At 63.8% G+C, this 19,827-nt stretch carries 15 protein-coding genes; 4 read left to right on the top strand and 11 right to left on the bottom strand.

Annotation, left to right across the window (positions count from 1 at the left end; translation table 11 throughout):
• Positions 1 to 635: 635 nt before the first annotated feature.
• Together OKW26_RS01640 and OKW26_RS01635 are read left to right on the top strand one after the other, a co-directional pair.
• Positions 636 to 2,138, top strand: a complete 1,503-nt coding sequence (locus OKW26_RS01640; protein ID WP_429352457.1) for a Na+/H+ antiporter NhaC family protein — start codon at positions 636 to 638, stop codon at positions 2,136 to 2,138.
• A 130-nt stretch (positions 2,139 to 2,268) separates the two neighbouring features.
• Entirely contained in the window at positions 2,269 to 2,742 is a 474-nt protein-coding gene (locus OKW26_RS01635; RefSeq protein WP_187611538.1) for a carboxypeptidase regulatory-like domain-containing protein, read from the top strand.
• A 111-nt stretch (positions 2,743 to 2,853) separates the two neighbouring features.
• Here OKW26_RS01635 and OKW26_RS01630 read toward each other — a convergent pair whose 3' ends face one another.
• From OKW26_RS01630 to OKW26_RS01595, 8 genes are all read right to left on the bottom strand, one after another.
• Positions 2,854 to 5,154: a molybdopterin cofactor-binding domain-containing protein gene (locus tag OKW26_RS01630; RefSeq protein ID WP_429352456.1), complete on the bottom strand. Its 2,301-nt coding sequence runs from the start codon at positions 5,152 to 5,154 to the stop codon at positions 2,854 to 2,856.
• The gene (locus OKW26_RS01625) at positions 5,151 to 5,633 is read right to left on the bottom strand and encodes a (2Fe-2S)-binding protein (protein ID WP_429352455.1); all 483 of its coding nucleotides are present in this window, start codon (positions 5,631 to 5,633) and stop codon (positions 5,151 to 5,153) included. The genes OKW26_RS01630 and OKW26_RS01625 overlap by 4 nt, the downstream gene beginning before the upstream one ends.
• Complete coding sequence (locus tag OKW26_RS01620) at positions 5,630 to 6,937, bottom strand: c-type cytochrome (RefSeq protein ID WP_429352454.1); 1,308 nt, start codon at positions 6,935 to 6,937, stop codon at positions 5,630 to 5,632. Before OKW26_RS01620 ends, OKW26_RS01625 begins: the two co-directional genes overlap by 4 nt.
• 170 nt (positions 6,938 to 7,107) lie before the next feature.
• Positions 7,108 to 8,697: an aspartate:alanine exchanger family transporter gene (locus tag OKW26_RS01615; protein ID WP_429352453.1), complete on the bottom strand. Its 1,590-nt coding sequence runs from the start codon at positions 8,695 to 8,697 to the stop codon at positions 7,108 to 7,110.
• A 98-nt stretch (positions 8,698 to 8,795) separates the two neighbouring features.
• On the bottom strand, positions 8,796 to 10,580 hold the full coding sequence (ptsG, locus tag OKW26_RS01610) for a PTS glucose transporter subunit IIBC (RefSeq protein WP_429352452.1): 1,785 nt from the start codon (positions 10,578 to 10,580) through the stop codon (positions 8,796 to 8,798).
• A 22-nt stretch (positions 10,581 to 10,602) separates the two neighbouring features.
• Complete coding sequence (gene ptsP / locus OKW26_RS01605) at positions 10,603 to 13,149, bottom strand: phosphoenolpyruvate--protein phosphotransferase (RefSeq protein WP_429352451.1); 2,547 nt, start codon at positions 13,147 to 13,149, stop codon at positions 10,603 to 10,605.
• Between the two features lie 521 nt (positions 13,150 to 13,670).
• Entirely contained in the window at positions 13,671 to 14,039 is a 369-nt protein-coding gene (locus tag OKW26_RS01600; RefSeq protein WP_184032352.1) for a hypothetical protein, read from the bottom strand.
• A 12-nt stretch (positions 14,040 to 14,051) separates the two neighbouring features.
• The gene (locus OKW26_RS01595) at positions 14,052 to 14,843 is read right to left on the bottom strand and encodes a hypothetical protein (protein WP_429352450.1); all 792 of its coding nucleotides are present in this window, start codon (positions 14,841 to 14,843) and stop codon (positions 14,052 to 14,054) included.
• Between the two features lie 416 nt (positions 14,844 to 15,259).
• Between OKW26_RS01595 and OKW26_RS01590 the strand changes: the two genes are divergently transcribed.
• Positions 15,260 to 16,498 carry an MFS transporter gene (locus OKW26_RS01590; protein WP_184061888.1) on the top strand — a complete coding sequence of 413 codons (1,239 nt, stop codon included), beginning with the start codon at positions 15,260 to 15,262 and terminating at the stop codon, positions 16,496 to 16,498.
• Positions 16,499 to 16,575: 77 nt separating this feature from the next.
• On the opposite strand, the gene OKW26_RS01585 is transcribed toward OKW26_RS01590, so the two are convergent.
• The 3 genes from OKW26_RS01585 to OKW26_RS01575 form a co-directional block, all read right to left on the bottom strand.
• Positions 16,576 to 16,914 carry a ribbon-helix-helix domain-containing protein gene (locus OKW26_RS01585; protein ID WP_184052147.1) on the bottom strand — a complete coding sequence of 113 codons (339 nt, stop codon included), beginning with the start codon at positions 16,912 to 16,914 and terminating at the stop codon, positions 16,576 to 16,578.
• Positions 16,915 to 17,045: 131 nt separating this feature from the next.
• Positions 17,046 to 17,624 carry a DJ-1/PfpI family protein gene (locus OKW26_RS01580; protein ID WP_429352449.1) on the bottom strand — a complete coding sequence of 193 codons (579 nt, stop codon included), beginning with the start codon at positions 17,622 to 17,624 and terminating at the stop codon, positions 17,046 to 17,048.
• Between the two features lie 255 nt (positions 17,625 to 17,879).
• A complete protein-coding gene (locus tag OKW26_RS01575) occupies positions 17,880 to 18,365 on the bottom strand; it encodes a MarR family winged helix-turn-helix transcriptional regulator (protein WP_090808939.1) in 486 nt (161 codons plus the stop codon).
• A gap of 222 nt (positions 18,366 to 18,587) precedes the next feature.
• On the opposite strand from OKW26_RS01575, the gene mhpT reads away from it, so the two are divergent.
• Positions 18,588 to 19,817, top strand: a complete 1,230-nt coding sequence (mhpT, locus tag OKW26_RS01570; RefSeq protein WP_184061885.1) for a 3-(3-hydroxy-phenyl)propionate transporter MhpT — start codon at positions 18,588 to 18,590, stop codon at positions 19,815 to 19,817.
• Positions 19,818 to 19,827: the final 10 nt, after the last annotated feature.

The raw sequence follows: 19,827 nt of genomic DNA, 5'->3' as shown, positions 1-19,827 counted from the left end.
AATAACCACGATCGGTTATGAAAAGTTGAAACCTCGGCTGGGTTGTGTAGCGGCGGCAAGCCTTGGACTTGCAGTCGGAAGGGAGTCCGCAATACCGTTTATGTCTGCGGCCGGTCACGACTCTGCGGCAAAAGAATTCGCTGCGGCCTTGCACGTAAATGCAGGGAACTACGTTTGTACAGTATCGCGTGATCGGTTCGATATTCGATCTGAATGAGATCGCAGTGCCGGATTGAAATTTTCGACCTGGAATACGAGGCTATTCACCCTTGGTTGCGCAAACGAAATATGGGTGTCCCATGAGGTCTTGTCCATTCTGTCCGAAACACACTGCATTGACAGTTTCGTTGCTTGCCAGCGCCGCGACGCTGGCTCCCGGCACGGGCTTCGCTCAACTGGGATGTTCGGTACGAATTCTGCGATTCTTCACGCGGCAACGATTCTTTCCTATGATTTAAGCAACGGCGAGCCCGCCGGAGCTGCCATTGCCGAGTCGCAGGACCGGGGGCCGCACGTCTGCGCCGTGACATCGAATCAACAAAGCAGCCGTTCGCGCATGTTTCGATGATTCACCGGCTACCGGGCGGTCTGGATGGCAATGTTTGGGCTACCCGGCAAACGAACGGAGCGTGGCGATGAAGCGGAGCGAGTCACCCCAGCCGGTCACGATGCTCGAAGCACTGATACCGATCGCTGGCCTCGTCTTTCTCGTCAGTCTGTCCTTCTACCTGTTCGGCGATGGTGGTGCGAACGGGCCGAACCAGGTGGCACTCGTCGTGGCGACCATGCTGGCCGTATTTGTCGGTTGGCGTCGCGGTCATTCGCTCGCTTCGCTGGGCGAGGCCGCGAATGCCAGTGTCAGTTCCGGTATTGGCGCGATTCTCATCCTGTTCGCAGTCGGCGCGCTGATCGGCACGTGGGCGCTCAGCGGCACGATCGTCGCCATGGTCTATTACGGGCTGAAATTGCTGAGCCCGGACTACTTTTACGTCACGGCGGCTGGAATCTGCGCGGTGATCTCGTTCGCCATTGGGACCTCGTGGACTGTCGCGGGTACGATCGGAATCGGCCTGATGGGCATTGCGCACAGCATGGGCCTGAGCCCCGCCATAACGGCCGGTGCGGTGATTTCCGGCGCTTATTTCGGCGACAAGTCTTCGCCGCTCTCGGACACCGCGAATCTTGCGGCCGCTGCCGCGGGTGCCGATCTGTATCAACACGTGCGCGAGACGCTGCTGACATCGCTCGTCGCGATTGTCATCACGCTGGCCGTGTTTTATCTGCTTCGCCGCCCGGGCGCCTTCGATGCGAGCGCGGAGGTTGCTGCAATGCAGAGCGCATTCTACATATCGCCCGTGCTGTTCCTGCCGCTCATTCTTGTCGTCGTGCTGACGCTGTTCCGGCTTCCGCCATTTACCACCATCTTTCTTGGCGCATTGGCGGGTGGCGTGGTTGCCGTTTTCGTCGAGCCAGCGCGAGTCCTCGCATTTGCCGCCGCGCGAGAGGGCGTGCCGATCCCGATTGCGATGCTCAAAGGCGTATGGCTTGCGCTTGGGAGCGGCTACAGGTCCACGACTGGAAATCCAGTGCTTGATACGCTCCTCACTCGCGGCGGTATGGACAGCATGTTGAATACTATCTGGCTGATCATCACGGCACTGGCATTCGGAGGGGTGGTCGAGAAGTGCGGTGCGATAGAACGCCTCATTGCTCCGGTAGTCGGTTGGGCCAGGAGCGGTGGGGCGCTGGTCGGCTCCCTGGTCCTGGCGACCATCGCGACGAACATCGTTACGGCGGACCAGTTCATCGCAGCCGTGCTGCCGGCCCGGATGTTTAGAAATGCATTCGCGGCACGCGGCTACGCGCCCATCGTGTTATCGCGTTCCGTTGGTGATTCGGCCACGACCACAGGCGCGCTGATCCCCTGGAACAGTTGCGGCGCGTTTATGGCGGTGACCCTTGGCGTGCCGACGCTCAGCTATGCGCCCTATGCCGTATTTTGCGTGGTAAGTCCGCTGCTGACGGTGGCGATCGCCTACGCGGGTATCCGCATGCCACGCGTCCCTCCTGCCCAAGCCGGGACCTCAACGGCAGGCGGCCCCCCAACTCCGGTCCATGAAGACGCCAAACAGAATTGACGGGTATTCTTACTCGAGTCGTCAGGCACCCTCGCTCGTGGCCGATACCCGGCGCGCGATGTGTTTCCAACCTATTGCAAGCGTTCTTCCGTCCGACGAACCGTCGGCAATACTGTAAGGAGCAGTCAAGATGAAAATGCAACGAAACGCTCCCCGGATCGCGTCCATGATGCTCGCCGCGGCGTTCACACTGGCTCAGGCAGGCGTCGCGGTGTCGCAGACGGCTGCTCCGCAGAGCGCCAGCGAGATGCATAGGACCGGCATGCCCGAGACGCAGCAGCAGGGCGACATATCGTTCGTGACCGGCGGAGTCGGTCGCGACGAGTCGACTGCGCTGCGGCAGGCACGAAGGCAGTGGCCGTTGTCTCTGCAGTTCACCGGTCCCGGGGCGAGCTATGTGGCCGACGTCCAGGTGAAGATTGCCAAGGCTGGCGGCGCGGCCGTGTTCGAGGCCACGTCGAAGGGGCCGTACATGCTCGTGCGGCTGCCTCAAGGGCGCTATACGGTCAACGCCACTTACGGCAGCGTGACCAGAAGGGAGACCGTGAACGTCCGCGGCAATGGCAGCGCGCGTGCGACGTTCGCGTTTCCGTCCACCCACTGAGCGCGGTCCCGACGCCGCGCCGAAGGTCGCGCGCGTCGCGTTCGTTTGACCCAGCCATAGGCTTATTTGGCTTTTACACGCCAGTATCTGTACTTTTGCGGAACGAAAGCCTCATGCCTTGAGCACGTTCTTCCCCTTCGTCCCGAGCAACGGCAAGTCGCGGATCCGCACACCGGTCGCGTCGTCGATCGCATTCGCGAGCGCCGCGGCGGCCGGGCCTTGCGCCGCTTCTCCGACCCCGAGGAATGGCAGGCCCGGCCGGTCGATCAACAGCACGTCCACGCGTTTGGGTACGGACGAGAAACGCATGATCGGATAAGTGCTCCAGTCATAGCTCGTGATGCGTTGCGGGTCGAAATGCGTTTCTTCATAGAGCGTCCAGCTCGTGGTTTGCAAAATGCCGCCTTCGATCTGATTGCGCACGCCGTCCGGATTGACGATCTGTCCGCAATCGACGGCTGCTACGACGCGCTCGATGCTGAGCTCGCCGGTATCGCGCATGACCGTCACGTCCATCGCGACGGCAAGGTAGGCCATCAGGTTCTTGTATTGGGCAAACGCAAAGCCGGTACCGTGCGAGCGCGGGCTCGAGTCGCCCGTTCGCGCGCTGCGGGCTCGCCAGCCGAATTGATCGACTACGGCGCTAATGACGCCATGCGCGCGCGGATCATCGAGATGTTTGAGGCGAAACGCCACGGGGTCGGCGTGCGCGGCTCTGGCGAGCTCGTCGATGAAGCTCTCGATCGCGAACACGTTCATGTGCGCGCCGAGCGAGCGCATGGCAGAGACACGTATCGGCATCGTCGGCACGAAATGATGCTGCACGTGCAGGCTGGGCACGCGGTATAGCGGAACGCTGTTGCGGTCGCCTCCGCCTTCCGGCATCGGAATCGGCTTCGGCGGCGCGGGGGTGAACGGTTGCGCAAGGAGCTGCGCGGGCAACAGGCGGCCCGCATTCTCGATGCGGTTGTTATGCGTGTTGCTCCATAGCTCGTAACGCCAGTCGGCAAGCGTGCCCGCCGAATCGAGCGTTGCATTCGCCTCGACTGTCATGGCAGGGCCGAACGGCTCCCACATGTGTTCCTGTTCGCGCATCAATTGCACGCGCACCGGGCGGCCAGGCAGCTCGCGTGCAACGAGGGCGGCGTCGGCCGCGACATCGTCCGCGCCGTTGTGTCCGTAGCAGCCCGAACCTTCCACATGGACGCAGCGCACCTTGTCGGGTGGCATCGCGAGCATTTCGGCGATGCCCGCACGCAGCGGATAGACGCCTTGCGTATGCGTCCACACGGTCATCACATCGTTGTCGAGCTGCGCGACAGCGCACGATGGCCCAATCGAGCCATGCGTCAGATACGGCCTCGAATAGCGCGCCCGCAGCGTTGCCACAGGCGCGGCCGCGCCCGTCGCTGCGCCCTGATCGGCCACCGCGATTTCCTGTGAAGGCAGACTCATCAGCAGCGCGTGAACGTTCGCCGGATCGGGCAGCGGCGGCCCGGCCTGCCATTGCGCGGCAAGCGCAAGCTCACGCATCGCGAGGATCGCGCGCCATTCGTCGTCGGCGACCACCGCGAGGTAGTTGCCGTTGCGCACGACCTTGATGACGCCGGGCAGCGCTTCGACGCGCCCGCTATCGACTGCGACGAGGCTCGCGCCATAAGACGGCGGCCGCACGACGCGGGCATGCAGCATGCCGTGCGGCCGCAGATCCTGGACATAGCTCGCGCCGCCCGTCACCTTGCCCGGTATATCCACGCGCGGCAGCATATGGCCAATCAGCGCGTAGGCCGATGGCGGCTTTTTCGGCGCGTCGGGCTGCGCGTTCTGACGGAGGTCCGCGTATCGCACGGCTTCGCCGTAGCTCACGCGTCTTCCGTCGGCGGCAATGACGGCGCCGTCGCGCGTTGTCAGGGCCGCTGCGTCGACGCCCAACTGCGACGCCGCGCTCGCGACCAGCAGCGCGCGTACCTGAGCGGCGGCGTTGAGGATCGCGGTGCCGCTGTCCGCCATCGTGTGACTGCCTGCGGTGTAGCCTTCGTTCGGCGTTGCGGCGGTGTCGGCGGTGATCAGCTCGATCGCATGAGGCGCGAGATCCAGCTCTTCCGCGGCGACCTGCAGCAGCGCGGTGCGAATGCCCGTGCCAAGCTCCGCCTTGCCCGTGAATACGCTCACCTGGCCGTCGGGGGCGACCTTGATCCACGCATCGAGCAACGGCGTGCTCTTGAGACTGCCCGGCAGTTTCGGGGCGCTCGCGTTGAAGGTGCCCGCTTCGGTGGTGGTTTGCGCAAGCGCGGCCATGCCGGGCACGATCGCGAAGCTCACCATCAGCGAGCCGCCAACGAGGAAGCGGCGCCGTGCGGGGTCATCGGGGCCGCTGCCGCGAGCGACGGAGGACGGGCGGCCGTCGCTCACGACTGCGCTCCCTCGTCCGTTCGCGGCGAACCCGTCGCGACTTGCCGGATCGCCGCGAGAATGCGCATGTGCGTGCCGCAGCGGCACAGGTTCGGCTGCATGTAGCGGCGGATCTGTTCATCGCCCGGGTGCGGGGTTCGCTCCAGCAGCGTGTGCGCGCGCATGATCATGCCGGCGATGCAATAGCCGCATTGCGCGGCTTGCTCGTCAATGAAGGCTTGCTGAAGTGGTCCCGGATGTTCCGCGCTGCCAAGTCCTTCGACGGTTCGCACTGGCCGGTCGCCAACGGCCACGACCGGCATGAGGCACGAGAACACCGGTTCGCCGCCGACGCTGACCGTGCATGCGCCGCATTGACCGAGACCGCAGCCGAACTTCGCGCCATCGAGCTGCAACTGGTTGCGCAGCACGTAGAGCAGCGGCGTTGACGGGTCGACATCGACCGTATGACTGACTCCGTTGACGTTGAGCGTGATCATCGTGGCAGGCCGTCCTTGCGAAAATGCGCGACCGCGCCGGCGTCGAGCGAGGGCCACGCGTCGCGTGCGGTGAAGCGTTCGCGCGTGTAGTTGGCGAGCTCCGCTATCTGGGCATCCGTGAATGTGTTGGCGAATGATGGCATGAAGGGCGCGCTATCGCTTTCGTGCCAGTCGATTCCATCGAGGATGATACGGACCATGTTGCGTGGGCTGTCGGCGTTGACGGCCGTGGAAAGGGACAGCGACGGTCGAGCGCCCCCGCTCGACATCGGCGCGCCTTCGGCATGGCACGATGCACAGGCCGCGGAGAATAGATTCGCGCCGCCGCCGGGCGCGGTGGACACGGGCGCGGCGGAAGCGGAGGGCGAGGCGACCGGATGCTCCGGCATGCCTGGGCCCCCGGACGACAACGCCAGCAGATACGCGGCAATCGCCTCTACGTCGGCGGCGGACGCGTCGGCGAGCATGCGCGTGACGGGGCGCATCGGACCCGCCGCCGCCCCATGGGCGCTCGCGAGGCCCGTGCGCAGATAGCTGACGAGCTGTGCCTGCGTCCAGGGCGTGGGGCGTGAAGCGAGGTCCGTCAGCGCGGGCGCATCCCATCCGTCGATCGTGCCGCCTTGCAGCGCGCGGTCGCGGCGCTCGGCACCGAGGCGGTCGAGCGGCGTGTGGCACGCACCGCAATGACCGAGGCTTTCGACCAGGTATCGTCCGCGTGCGACGTCCAGCGCTTCGGGCGGGGCCGGCGCTGCTTCGGTACCGGTATGCAGGTAAAAAAGATTCCACACGGCGATGAGGGGCCTGAAGCCGAGCGGGAAGATCAGCTCGTTGTGCGGCGCAGGCGCCTTGACGGGAGCGCGGCTCATCAGCCACGCATACAGCGAGCCCATATCGGCATCGCTGATGTGCGTGAAGTGCGGATAGGGGAACGCGGGATAGAGCAGATGGCCGTCGCTGGACACGCCGCGCCGCATCGCGCGCGCGAACGCCTCGAGCGACCAGCCCCCGATACCCGTCTCGTTGTCCGGGGTGATGTTGGTCGAGTAAATGATGCCGAAGGGTGTTCGCAGTGGCAGTCCGCCCGCGAGGGGCAGGCCGCCCGTCGCGGTGTGGCACGCGACGCAATTGCCAACGGCCGCGAGCTTCGCGCCGCGCGCCGCGGCCGCGGTATCGCTGCCGGCCGCGAAGGGCGCGGTCACGGCAACCGGCGCGGGCTCCCCGGCATGCGCGGCGGGTCCGCCGTATGCGGCCATGAGGGCAACCAGAACAACGGCCACGCCTGCACTCGCCACCCGTCCTTTCATCTAGCCTCCATCGCCGAGCCGTCCGCGCATCATGGTTCCAGACTACGTCGCGCGGCTCCAGGTGGCGCAAGCGGCGTTCCTGATATTCGCGGAAGTCTGCGGCTGTCCGCCGCTCCGCGGTTCGCCGCTGTCTACGAGGAAGCTTTAGGGTCGCACAGCGGCGGTCTCGCCTAGCCGGCTGCGATCGCGATGGCGATCTGCACGAAAAGCACCTTGACGATGGTCATCGACGGAAAAATCATCGCGTACATGACGTCGGGCTGATCCGTCGGCGCGATGCGGTTGGCGAAGGCGAGAATCGCGGGATTGCCGGTGGCCCCGCAGATCACGCCGACCGATGTATCGAAAGACAGTCTGAAGACCCACAGGCAGCACACAGCCGTGACGCCGACCAGCACCAGCAGCGTGATCACGCCATAAAGCAGCAGCAGCGGTCCGGCAGTGCCGACGGTCGCGACGAACTTCGGTCCGCAAGACAAACCCACCTGCGCGAGAAAAATCGTCAGCCCGAGATTGCGCAGCACGAGATTTGCGGAGAGCGGCATCACCCACACGAACGGTCCGCTGCGGCGCGCCTTGCCGAGGCACAGCGCGACCAGTAGCAACGCCGCGAGACCCAGGCTGAACACGCCGAGACCGGGCGCGCGCAGCGGGATTGCGCCGACCAGCAGCCCCGCTGCCGCGCCGATGCCCAGACAGATGAAACTGAGGTCGGCCGTGCCCTTGATCGAATCGCCGAAAAACGCGCGGACCCTCGCGCGATGCGCGCTACTGACGAGCAGGCCGACGCGGTCGCCAGCTTCGAGAATGAGCTCTGGCGTCGACAGTAGATCGGCGTCGCCGCGCCGCACGTGCGCGACCGCGCAGTTCACGCCATCCGGAAAGCGCAGATTGCCGAGCGCCGTGCCGACGACTGACGGACTCGACGCGAACACGCGCATATAGTCCAGGTCTTCCCGATGACTCGAGATACGCCCGGGCTGTAGCTCGCCGCAGAGCGCCGTTGCTTCGTCGAGCGGGCGGCGCTCGGTGGCGGTGGCAAGGAGGACGTCGTCGGCGCGCAGCGTGAAGTCGTCGCTGGGCAGCTGATTGTGATGCGCGCGCCGCACGGCCGCGATCACTACGCCGGCAGGCAGGCGAGTCGAGAGCTCCGACAGCCTGAGACCGAACAGACTGGCATTGCGCAGCGCGATTTCCGCGGTCTCCAGCACCTTCGCGGGCGGTTTCGGTATTTTGGCTTTCAGGACCGAGTTCAGCACATAGAGGAATAGGATCGGCCCGGCCACGCCGAACGGATAGGTGACGCTATAAGCCACGGCGGCATCGCTGCTTTTCATCGATGCGATGGCAACCTGGAGGCTCGCCGTGCTGGTGCCGCTGCCGGCGAACATGCCGAGCGCATCGGCGAGCGTGATGCCGAAATGGATGAAGGCGCACGCCACCAGACCCGAAGCGATCACGCCCAGACATGCGGCCGCGTTGGCCTTCACGCCTTCCCGGCTCGTGAGTCCGCGGAAGAACTGCGCGCCGTACTGAATGCCGATGCCATACAGAAACAGCAGCAGACCGAGCGTGCCCAGCAACGCCGGCGGCGCGGATTTCGGCGCGAACGCGCCGAGCGCCAGTCCAACGAACAGCACGGCCCCCGAGCCTAGAGCCACGCCCTTGATAGTGATTTCGCCGACCAGGTAGCCAAGCGCGATGGTCAGAAAAAGCGCGAACAGCGGCTGAGTTTCGAGGAAAGTTCTGGCTGCTTCCATGCCGCCCCCTATAGGTGGACAAAGCAACGCGACTGAGCGCTTCCACCGGGCAGGCCTCGCGTTCGACGCACGGCAGTTGCTGACGATACTCGTTGCTGCTATCGCATTGCGCCTGCGAGGTTGCCCGAGCCGAGACCCACGATCAGATCGAGTGCGCCGTTCTTCAACGCTTGCGTCGCGACCACGCCCGCCGCTTTCAATGCGGCCGCGTCGATGCGCGACGCGTCCGATAGCTCGACACGCAACCGCGTGGCCGCCAGCGCGTCGAGCTTCCTGATGTTGGCCGCGCCGCCCAGCGCCGCACGAATCTTTTCCGCGCGCTCCGTTTCCTGCGGCGAGTTTTGCACGGAGGCGGCCACAGCCGCTGGAGCCGCCGCCGCTGCGCCTTCCACACCGGGCACCCCCGCCGCCGGCAAATCCGCTTCGGCGCCCGCTGTCTTCAGATAGTCCTGCATGTCGGTTTTCATGTTCTCCGACAACGGCCCGAAGATCGCCTGCACGCCGTTGCCTACGCGCACAACCCCCGCGGCGCCGAGCGCCTTGAGCTTGGGTTCGTCGACGCCCGCCGGATCCTTCACGGAGATGCGCAGCCGCGTGATGCAAGCGTCGAGACTCGTGATATTGGAGCGGCCGCCAAAGGCGAGCACGAGTTCGCGCGAACGTCCTCCCGCGCCGCTCGCGGCAACCGCCGCTGTTTCCGCCGCGTCGTCCTCGCGGCCGGGTGTCTTGAGGTTGAAGCGCGTGATGACGAAGCGGAACACGCCGTAATAGATCACCGCGTAAATTGGACCAAGGATGAAAACGTACCACGCGTGCGTGGCCTTCCCACCGATCAGGTTGAACATCAGAAAATCGATGCCGCCTTGCGAAAACGTGAAGCCCATGCGCATGCCCAGTGTGTTCGCCACGAACTGCGCCGACGCCGCGAGGCATGCGTGAATCAGGTAAAGCACCGGCGCGACGAACAGGAACGCGAATTCGATCGGCTCGGTGATGCCGGTGAGGAAAGAAGTCAGCGCGGCCGAGACCATCATGCCGCCGACGGCCACCTTCTTCTCCGGCTTCGCGCAATGCCAGATCGCGATCGCCGCGGCCGGCAGGCCGAACATCTTGAACAGGAACGCGCCCGCCAGGATGCCCGCGGTCCGGTCACCCGCGAAAAAACGGGTGATGTCGCCGTGAACCGTCCTGCCGGTCGTCGGGTCGAGGTAGCTGCCCATTTCGAAGAAGAACGGCACGTTCCAGATGTGATGCAGGCCGAACGGAATCAGCAGACGTTCGACGAAACCGTAGACCGTCGCGGCGGTGCGCGGGTCGGAAACCGCCGCCCAATGCGAAAAAGCCTTGATTGCGCTGCCGATCGGCGGCCACACGAAAGACAGGATCGCGCCGAGCACGATCGAGCCGATCGCGGTCACGATCGGCACGAAGCGCTTGCCGGCGAAGAAGCCGAGATAGGGCGGCAACGTGATACGGTAGTAGCGGTTGAACATCCATGCCGCAAGACCACCGGCGAGGATGCCGCCGAACACGCCGGTCTGGATCGACGGTATGCCCATGATCGTGTCGGTTTCGACGCCCTGGAGCTTGCCGATCACACCCAACGTGGCCGTCATCACCAGATATCCGATCGTTGCGGCGATGCCCGAGACGCCATCGTTCTCGGTGAAGCCGAGCGCGACGCCGATCGCGAAGATCAGCGGCAGGTTGCCGAAGATCACGTCGCCCGCGTTCTTCATCAGCGCGAGCACGACGGCCGGCACGTAACCGTGAAAGTCGGTGGCGCCGAGTCCGAGCAGCAGGCCGGCCACCGGGAGCACGGCGACGGGCAGCATCAGCGATTTGCCGATCTTCTGCAAGACTCCGAAGGCATGCGAGAACATGGCTGATCTCCTGTTGATCCGCTCACTCGGCAAAGCGCGACAGATGCGCGCGGACTTCCGCGGCGGTGCCCAGACACAGCACCTCGGCGGCGAGCTTCCTGGCTTCTTCGGTCGTCACGCGTGCAAGCTGAGCCTTGATCGAACCGACCGCCGGAATGCTCACCGACAGCTCGTCGATGCCAAGGCCGACGAGCACCGGCACCGCCATCGCATCCGACGCGATGCCGCCGCAAATGCCGACCCATTTGCCATGCTTGTGCGCACCGTCGACCGTCATGCCGATCAGACGCAACACCGCCGGGTGCAGCGCGTCGGCCTGCTTCGCGAGTTGCGGATGGCCGCGGTCCATCGCGAGCGTGTATTGCGTGAGATCGTTCGTGCCGATCGAGAAGAAGTCCACTTCGCGTGCGAGCGGCTCGGCGATCAGCGCGGCCGCGGGGACTTCGATCATGACGCCGACTTTCACGCTCGCCGCGCGATCGCCGGCTTCTTCGAGCAGGATCTTGCGCGCTGCCCGCACCTCCTCGATCGCGGCGATCATCGGGAACATCACGTGCAGATGCCCAAGCGGCGCCGCGCGCAGGATCGCGCGCAGTTGTGTGCGGAAGATGTCGGGACGCTCCAGGCTCACGCGCACGCCGCGCAGGCCGAGAAACGGGTTGTCTTCCTTCGGCAGCGGCAGATACGACAGCGGTTTGTCGCCGCCGACGTCGAGCGTGCGGACCACGAGCGGCCGCTCGCGGCCAAGCGCTTCGGCGACGGCGCAATATTCGGCGGCCTGTTCGTCTTCGGTGGGCGCGGTGTCTCGCGCGTCGAACAGGAACTCGGAGCGCAACAGGCCCACGCCTTCGGCGCCGGCCGCGACCGCATCGCGTGCTTCCTGCGCATTGCGGATGTTCGCGACGACTTCGACGCGGTGGCCGTCGGCCGTCATTGCGAGTTTGGTTGCCGCGAGCTTTTCGTCTTCGCGTTTGGCGGCCTGGCGGCTGATGCGTTCGCGCGCCTTCTCGAGTTCCTCCGCGCTTGGGTTGCGCCGCAAGCTGCCGCGCGAACCGTCGAGCACGACGGGCGTGCCGTCGGCGAGTTGCAGCGCGCGCGCGTCGATACCGCAGATCGCCGGAATGCCGAGCGAGCGCGCGAGGATCGCGACGTGGCTCGTCGCGCCGCCGCTCGTCGTGCAAAAGCCGAGCACCTTGCTGCGATCGAGCGACGTGGTGTCGGACGGCGACAGTTCCTCGGCAATCAGGATCGATTCGTCCGGCACGTCGATCTGCGCCTGCTTCACGCCGGCGAGCAGCGCGAGCACACGGCGGCCGACGTCGCGGATATCGCCGGCGCGTTCGCGCAGCAGCGGATTGTCGAGCTTTTCGAGCGTGCTTGCCTGGTGCTGGAACGCATCGCGCCACGCGAACCCCGCGCCCTTTCCCGCGCTGATGCTGCTGATCGCGGCATCGTTGAGGTCAGGATCGTCCAGCAGTTCGAGATGCGCGTCGAGAATCTGCGCTTTCGATGGATCCGTGAGCGTCGCCTTGAGCGCCTCGATCTGCTGACGCGCCTGATGCTGGGCCGCTTCGAGTTGCGCCCGTTCGCGTTGCGGCGACTCGCCCGCTTCGTTCACCTCGATGACCTGCTGGCGGAACTGCACGATCTTGCCGACCGAAAGCCCTGGCGAAGCGGATACGCCGATGAATTCGTTGGTGTCGGCGGGAGCCGCTTCGGTCGGTGCTGGCACCGGCGCAGCCGGTGCGGTTGGCGCCGCCGCCGCGGGTGCGGGCGCATCGCCGGGCTTTTCGCCCGATCCCGCGCCAAGCAGACGCGCGACGGTACTGGCCGCCTCCGCCGCGTCGGGACCGCGGGCCTCGATGCGCAGCTTGTCGCCGAACTTCGTTGCGAGCCCCATGATCGCGACGACGGACTTGGCATTTGCGCTGGCATCGCCGCGCAGCAGCCGGATCTCGGACTTGAATTTCTTCGCCTCGACCGCGACGACCGCGGCGGGCCGTGCATGCAGGCCCGCTGGATTCGGCAGCGTGATCTCGTCGGAGAGGATCGCGCCGGTGGCGCTGGCCGTGTCCTTGTCCTCCATGCTGCCGACCAGCTCGACGTACAGCGCGACGTCGGTGCCGGCGACGACGAGCCCTTTCGCGGGAACGTAGCGCGTGACGAGATCGCCATTGGCGATCACCATTTGCGTGAGCAGGCTGGTTGCTTTTGCGCCGACCGCGATTGGGTCGAAGCGGATCAGCGGCGTGCCCGTCGCGACGGCGTCGCCTTCCTTGACCAACGGCATGAAGCCCTCGCCGCGCAGCAACACGGTGTCGAGCCCGATGTGCAGCAGCACTTGCAGACCGTTGTCGCCGGTGATCGTCGTGGCGTGGCCAGCGCTATGGAGTTGCGTGACCTTGCCGGCAAGCGGCGACAGCAGTTCATCCGAGGTCGGATCGATCGACACGCCATCGCCGACCATCTTCTGGGCGAAGACCGGATCGGGCACGCTCTCGAGAGGAACCAGTACGCCCGACAGTGGCGCCATCAACCCGATGCGCAGAGGACGCTGAGGAGCTTTCATCGCCAGGACTCCTTGTACATTGACGCTCGCCTCAGGTGGCTCGACTCGAGCCGCATGGGCGCGACATTCACACGTGCGGTCGGCACCATTGCCGCTCACGCCGCTCACCCACTTGTGAGCGGCGCACGTTACAAAAGCGTCGGTGACAAAAACTCGGGAAACCAAACAAGGTCGCGCACGTCGCCCGTGTGCGCCCGCGCAGCCTCGACCGGGATGAATGGAGAAACGTCAGGCGCGCTCCGACGGCGCTGTTTGCGTTTGCCGGGCCGCCTCGCACCCGTGCGCAACCTTTTGCACCTTGGTCCCGGAAAAAAGGACCCGGAAAGCGCTCTGAAAAAGAGCATATGTTACTGAGCGCAGATTGCAAGACAAGACGATTTCGGACGGGAACGCCTGAAATTTGCAATTTCCTGGCGGGAGATGGAGCGGTCTTTATTAATTGGCGTGTGACGCGTTCATTAATCTGTGTTTTATTCGCTTAGCGAAAGGCGGCGGCCCGACAACGCGTTCACCCTTGCTGTTCAGAGTAGATCCGTGACGACATCCACCGTATCGAACTCGATGAACAATTCCGCGCCCAACGAGGCGCCTACAGATGCAATCGGCATATTGGGGCGGTTCTCTTTCCCGAAATATGATTTTTCTAGCGCATGGAGGGCGCGCTGATAATCAGGGGACTGGAAATCCGTGAGTACCTTTACTTCATAAATAACGTTCTGGATGAGGAAATCGTTCGCAAGACAGCGCGTCGCGCCCTTGAATTGAACGCGAACCCGGTCTTTCCTGTTGTCGAACATCAAGGCAAGCTCAACGATGCTTGCCTCACGGTCCGCGGATACGCCCATCAAATACCAGTCATGGAACGCATTGAATTTCTTGATAAGGTCCATCGCGTAATTCCTTCAGGGACTCCAGGGGCTGAATGGAACAACATAATCGCCGCCATCTCGCACACCGTTGTCCCAATTGTGCGCGTGGGGCTTCAATCCGTTGTGTACATGGTCAAAGTCGAGATCAACGACCGGCTTTCTATCATCCCCGTACAGCCGCATTTGCCCGCTACCTGGGTTTGTGTACCAGGTTCCCGGGTCTCCGAGGTTCGGAGTCCTGGCTACATCGAATGAACCTTCGTCAACCTGGTTGGGCGAGTACTCGAACGGCTGCGCATCGCCCAGCGGCGTTGAGACCGGCGTGGCGATGGTCCCATCGGGTAGCACGTCGCCGGGGCGAGCGTACCAGATCGCGAGACCATCGTCGGCGGCCAGCCGCGGCAGTATGGGACGCTCGAATGACCGCGCGGCAGGCACGGCGGCCAGCGCGCGCCGGAAGAGCTGCGACGGCGTGACGGTCGCATAGTACGGCCTGACCGTCTGCTCAATGGGCGAACTGCGTGCGCCCGAGGCTCGCGGCTTAGGCACGACAGCAATCACATCGCCGCTCTCGACGGCGCACTGTAGCGCTCGAACGAGTTGCTCAGGCGCGGGGCCGCTTGCATATGCGCCGCCCTGGGCATCGCGCATGAACCTGGCGAGCCGGGCTAGCTGGCTCGCGTCGCGCGTGAGCTCCCATGAACTTGCCGAAGTAATGAACTGGCGGCCGGTGCGCACTTCGTCGCTGGACGTGTTGCCGCGATATTCGTGCCGCGTGTAGAGCGTGCAGCCCCGACGGGCCCCCACTTTCAAGTCAATCGCCATCCGCCTCCCTCGTGCGATCAGATCAGTTGGTATACCTATCACGGGGGCTCCATTGCACGCTGCAAAAAACGAAGCCCTCAAACCGCCGCGAACGCTGCAATACCTCTATGGCGGCCCGGAGAACGCACGGCGGCGCGACTTACGAGACCTCGTAACATTGTGGAAGACTGTCAAGAAAACAGTAGGAGCGTCGATGGTTTGGCCAATGCGCATCAGGTTGCTGATGGCGAACGCTTCCGTGCCGACGTATATGAAAGAGCCGTACGGGTCGTTTCGCGAGACTAGCTGACTCATAGCGAGATATCGCCGCAGAGGCATTGTTCAGCCACACCTTCTAGTCTTTTCATCGGACGACTCTTTTTCCGACATGAGACCCAGCCTAAAGTACGAGACTTCAATCTGGCATCAAGGTCGTCATGCAAATCGATACACCTGCAATCCCGGCATCGTTGGAAGGACATTCAACCTCCGCGGGTCAATGGCTCTCTGTCATAGCGGTAGCGGTAAGCGCATTCGCCTTCGTCACGGCCGAGTTTTTGCCTGTCGGGCTGTTGCCGCAAATCGCACACGACCTCGGCGTGTCGACCGGTGTCGCTGGCCTCATGGTCACCACGCCCGGCGTGATGGCCGCGATATCGGCGCCTACGCTGATAGTCAGCGCGGGCCGCATGGACCGCCGGTACGTTTTCCTGCTCCTCACTGCGGTACTGTTGATCGCGAACGTCGTGTGTGCCATCGCACCGAACCTCGCGATCATGCTCGTAGGACGGGCTCTGCTTGGCGGCGCGCTGGGTGGCTTCTGGACTCTGGCGACGGCGGCGGCTCCTCGACTCGTGCAAGCAAAGGATGCCGCCAAAGCGACCGCGACCATTCTGACCGGCGTGACCTGCGCAACCGTGATCGGCGTGCCGCTCGGGACGTTCATCGCATCGTTTGCATCGTGGCGCATGGCGTTCGCCGCCACCGCGGGCCTCGTGTCGCTCGCCTTACTGGCGCAGGCGTTCCTCGTGCCTTCGTTGCCGTCGGCATCGGCGTTGCGGATCGCCGATTTCAAAACCCTGCTTGGCCGGCCTCATACGAGGTTGAGCATGGTGATGGTCGCGCTCGTCTTCGGCGCGCATTTCTCGACCTACACGTATATTGCGCCGCTGCTCGAACACGACTTCTCGTTGAGCGCCATCACGCTGTTGCTGTTCGGATTCGGTCTGATCGGCTTCTTCTCCAATGCGTTGACATCGATGGTGATTTCGGACCATCTAAAGAAATCCGTCGCCGCGATGGTTCTGCTGCTATTGGGCGCGTTGTCGTCGATGTTGCTGCTCGAACATTCGCCGATCGGCGAGACCGCGGGGATGCTGCTGTGGGGAATCGCGTTCGGAGCGCTTCCGCTTTGCTTCAGCGTGTGGATTCAGCGCGGCACGACAGACCTGCCCGAAGCGGGGTCGGCCATGTTCGTCAGCATCATCCAGGTGGCGATTGCGGTGGGCTCGGCAGTGGGGGGCACCATTGTCGACCGTGCGGGCGTTCACGCTGACTTCACGCTGGGACTTGGACTCGCGCTACTGGGCCTCGTGGCACTGCAACGGCTTGCTGTATTGGAACGGCCGGCCACGGCGGCTTCCCTTGATTGCGCCTGCGATGCGTCGGTTGACTGACGCGTCGAGACAGCGCGTCGCGTGACTGGACCGCACCGCGCTAGCCAGCCGTGGCGACCGCCAGGCGACGGAAGCCGTCAAACAGCCGTCTTCACGACTCTGGGTTGAAACGGGGCGTTGAGCGACACGTCGCCAGCGGCCTCGTTGCGGGCGGCGCTCGTCGATAGATAGCGCAAACAGCACACGCGCAAAAAAGACGCGAAATTCAACGGCTCTTCGCCGCGCAAGGCGACCAGTTCGTCGTGAAGCTTCACTACGAACTGGGTCGTCGTCACGTTCTCGCGGTTGGCGATTTCCCGAAGCACGTCCCAGAAGAGATTTTCGAGCCTCACCGTGGTCACGACGCCATGAATGCGCAGCGCGCGCGTACGCGACTCGTAGAGGATCGGATCAGCGTTGACATAGACGTTGCACATACGTTCAGCCTTTCTCGCGAATGATGACGTCGCAGGACGCGAAGCGCGCGGCGCGGGCGCTCATGCCGTCGCGATCGAGCGTAACACGGTTGGTCGCCCGCGATGCCGCGCCTCGGTCGAGGCGCGCTCCTTCAATGCGAGATGCGCGTGCCCAGCAGCGCAAGGAACTGCGCGAGCCAGTTCACGTGCGAGGTCCATGCGGGCGCGGTGACGAAGTTCTCGTCGGTGATCGCGTCAGGCCAGTCGAGCGCCACGTACTGCGCGCCCGCGAGCTTCACTTCGGGCGCGCAGGCCGGATACGCCGAGATGCGCCGGCCTTCGATCACACCTGCCGCAGCCAGCAGTTGCGCGCCGTGGCAGACCGCGGCAATCGGCTTCTTCGCTTCGGCGAATTGGCGCACCCAGCCGATCACCTCGTCGTTGAGCCGCAGATATTCGGGGGCGCGGCCGCCTGGCACGAGCAGCGCGTCATATTGTGCGGGGTTCACCGACGCGAAATCGGCGTTCAGCGTGAAGTTATGGCCACGCTTTTCGGTGTAGGTCTGATCGCCTTCGAAGTCGTGGATTGCGGTGCGAATCGCGTCGCCCGCGCGCTTGTCGGGCGCGACGACGTCCACCGAATGCCCGACTGCCGCCAGTGCCTGAAACGGCACCATCAGCTCATAATCTTCGACGAAATCGCCGGCGATGATAAGAATTCGCTTTGACATGCTTCGTCTCCTCTCGAAGGGGGTGGGAAATGGCGAGGCGGACGCGCTATCGCGGTGTGAAGGCGGCGGCCGTTGAGAAGCAATATAGCGATCGACGCAGTGGGCCAGGTAATACGCGGCTAAATGCCGACCAGGGATTTCACTGAGCTGAACCGGAATTCAGCCCGAATGCGGCAGACGATCGCGGTAGGTGGAGCAAAGAAAAAGAGTCGCGCTCCATTCGAGTGCGACTCTTTTGTCATTGGGAACGTCCATTCAACCGCGCAGGTTCGACACACATCGCTGCAGCACCTTGCGCAGCGTATCGACCGGGATTTCCGTTACTCCGTCCAGCATGGACGCTTCGAGCGCGTCGATCGCCGAATCGCATTCCTGCAGTACCCGACGCCCTTCGTCGGTCAGAAACAGATGAATCAGTCGACCGTGGGTAGGATGCCCCACGCGTCCGACCCAACCGTTGGCTTCCATCGTCTTGACAACTTCGTTGGCCGACTGCGGCGTGATGAACGAGCGTTCGGCGAGTTTCGCATTGGTCATCGCGCCGCTGGCGCTGATCACGGAGAGTGCGGTGAACTGAGGCAAGGTCAGCCCGAATTCACCCAGTACATCGATCAAACTGCGTTTGAGCAGGCGGTCGAGTTGGCCGACCACATAGGAAACGCGGGAAGGTGGCGCACCGGTTTTCGTTGAACCGGCCTGTTTGGCAAGGGGCGTTCGCCGCTTCTCCATTGTCTTGATCATTATCAGGTTGCCTTAGGTGTTTCTACCAGGCATATCATATTCTACTTTCAATATCAGGTCTCCTGAGACTAGACTCATCATCAATTCCGGGGACGCTGTGGGAAGGATTCTGATAAGTGGCGCGAGATCATTGTCAGAAATCTTCTCCTTCCCATGGCCGCTTCGTCGAAGAACGAAGCGTGGCTCGTCTCTGGCAATTCAATCAAAGATGAAGGAGACGTCATGTCAAGTGTTGCTAATCGGTCGAGTGCGGTGGGCTCCAGTACTGCACTAACGTTGGCATTGTGCTTTCTCGTCGCGGTGTTGGAGGGTATCGACCTGCAGTCCACTGGCGTTGCGGCGCCTCGAATGGCGCACGAGTTCGGCTTGTCGGTCAGCCAGTTGGGGCTCGCTTTTAGCGCCGGCATGTTGGGGCTTTTGCCGGGCGCGATGATCGGCGGCAGACTCGCCGACCGGATCGGCCGCAAGCGCGTTCTGATGATCTCGATGGCGATTTTCGGCATCTTCTCGATTGCGACCGCGCAAGTCTGGAGTTTCGAAAGTCTGCTGATTGCTCGCGTGCTGACGGGCATCGGGCTCGGCGGCGCGATGCCGAACCTGATCGCGTTGTCGTCCGAGGCGGTCGATGCGCGTCACCGCAACACGGCGGTTAGCGTCATGTATTGCGGTATGCCGCTCGGCGGCGCGCTTGCCGCATTGATCGCCGTACTGAGCGCGGGTGCTACCGCGTGGCGTCATATCTTCTACGTGGGCGGAGTCGGACCGCTGATCATCATTCCGCTGCTGATGGCATTGCTGCCTGAGTCGCGCGAATTCGCCACCGAATCGCGGGAATTCACGACGGCGGACAAGCCGCTCCTTTCGACGCGCGAAGTCCTGTTCGGCGAGGGGCGCGCCGCCGCGACGATCGGTATCTGGATCAGCTTCTTCTGCACGCTGATCGTTCTTTACTTCCTGCTGAACTGGCTGCCTTCGTTGACCGTGGGGCGCGGCATGAGCCGTTCGCAGGCCGGGATTGCCCAGATCTTTTTCAACGTCGGCAGTGTGATCGGCGTACTCGGCATCGGTCTGCTGATGGACCGGTTCAGACAAGGCCTGTCAGTCACGGCAATCTATGCGTGCATAGTCGGTGCATTGGTCGCGCTTTCGCAAGTCGCCAGCATCGAGACGCTGTCCGTCGCCGTGCTGTTTGCCGGAATGGGCGTCGTCGGTGCGCAGTCGATGCTGTATTCGCTGTCCGCCGCCAGCTATCCGACCAGCGTGCGTGGTACGGGAGTCGGCGCCGCGGTGGCGGTGGGACGCGTCGGCTCGATTGTCGGCCCCGTAGCCGCCGGGCAATTGCTTGCGATGGGAAAGAGCTCGGCGCTCGTCATCGGCGCGAGCGTGCCGGTGACGATCATCGCGGCGATTACAGCATTGCTCGTCATTCGCTCCAACGCCGCGAAACGCTAACTCTTCGTTG

Origin of the sequence: Paraburkholderia sp. 32 (assembly GCF_050435345.1) — a bacterium.
Classification (GTDB): Bacteria; Pseudomonadota; Gammaproteobacteria; order Burkholderiales; family Burkholderiaceae; genus Paraburkholderia; species Paraburkholderia tuberum.
This window is presented reverse-complemented; position numbering and strand designations above follow the sequence as displayed.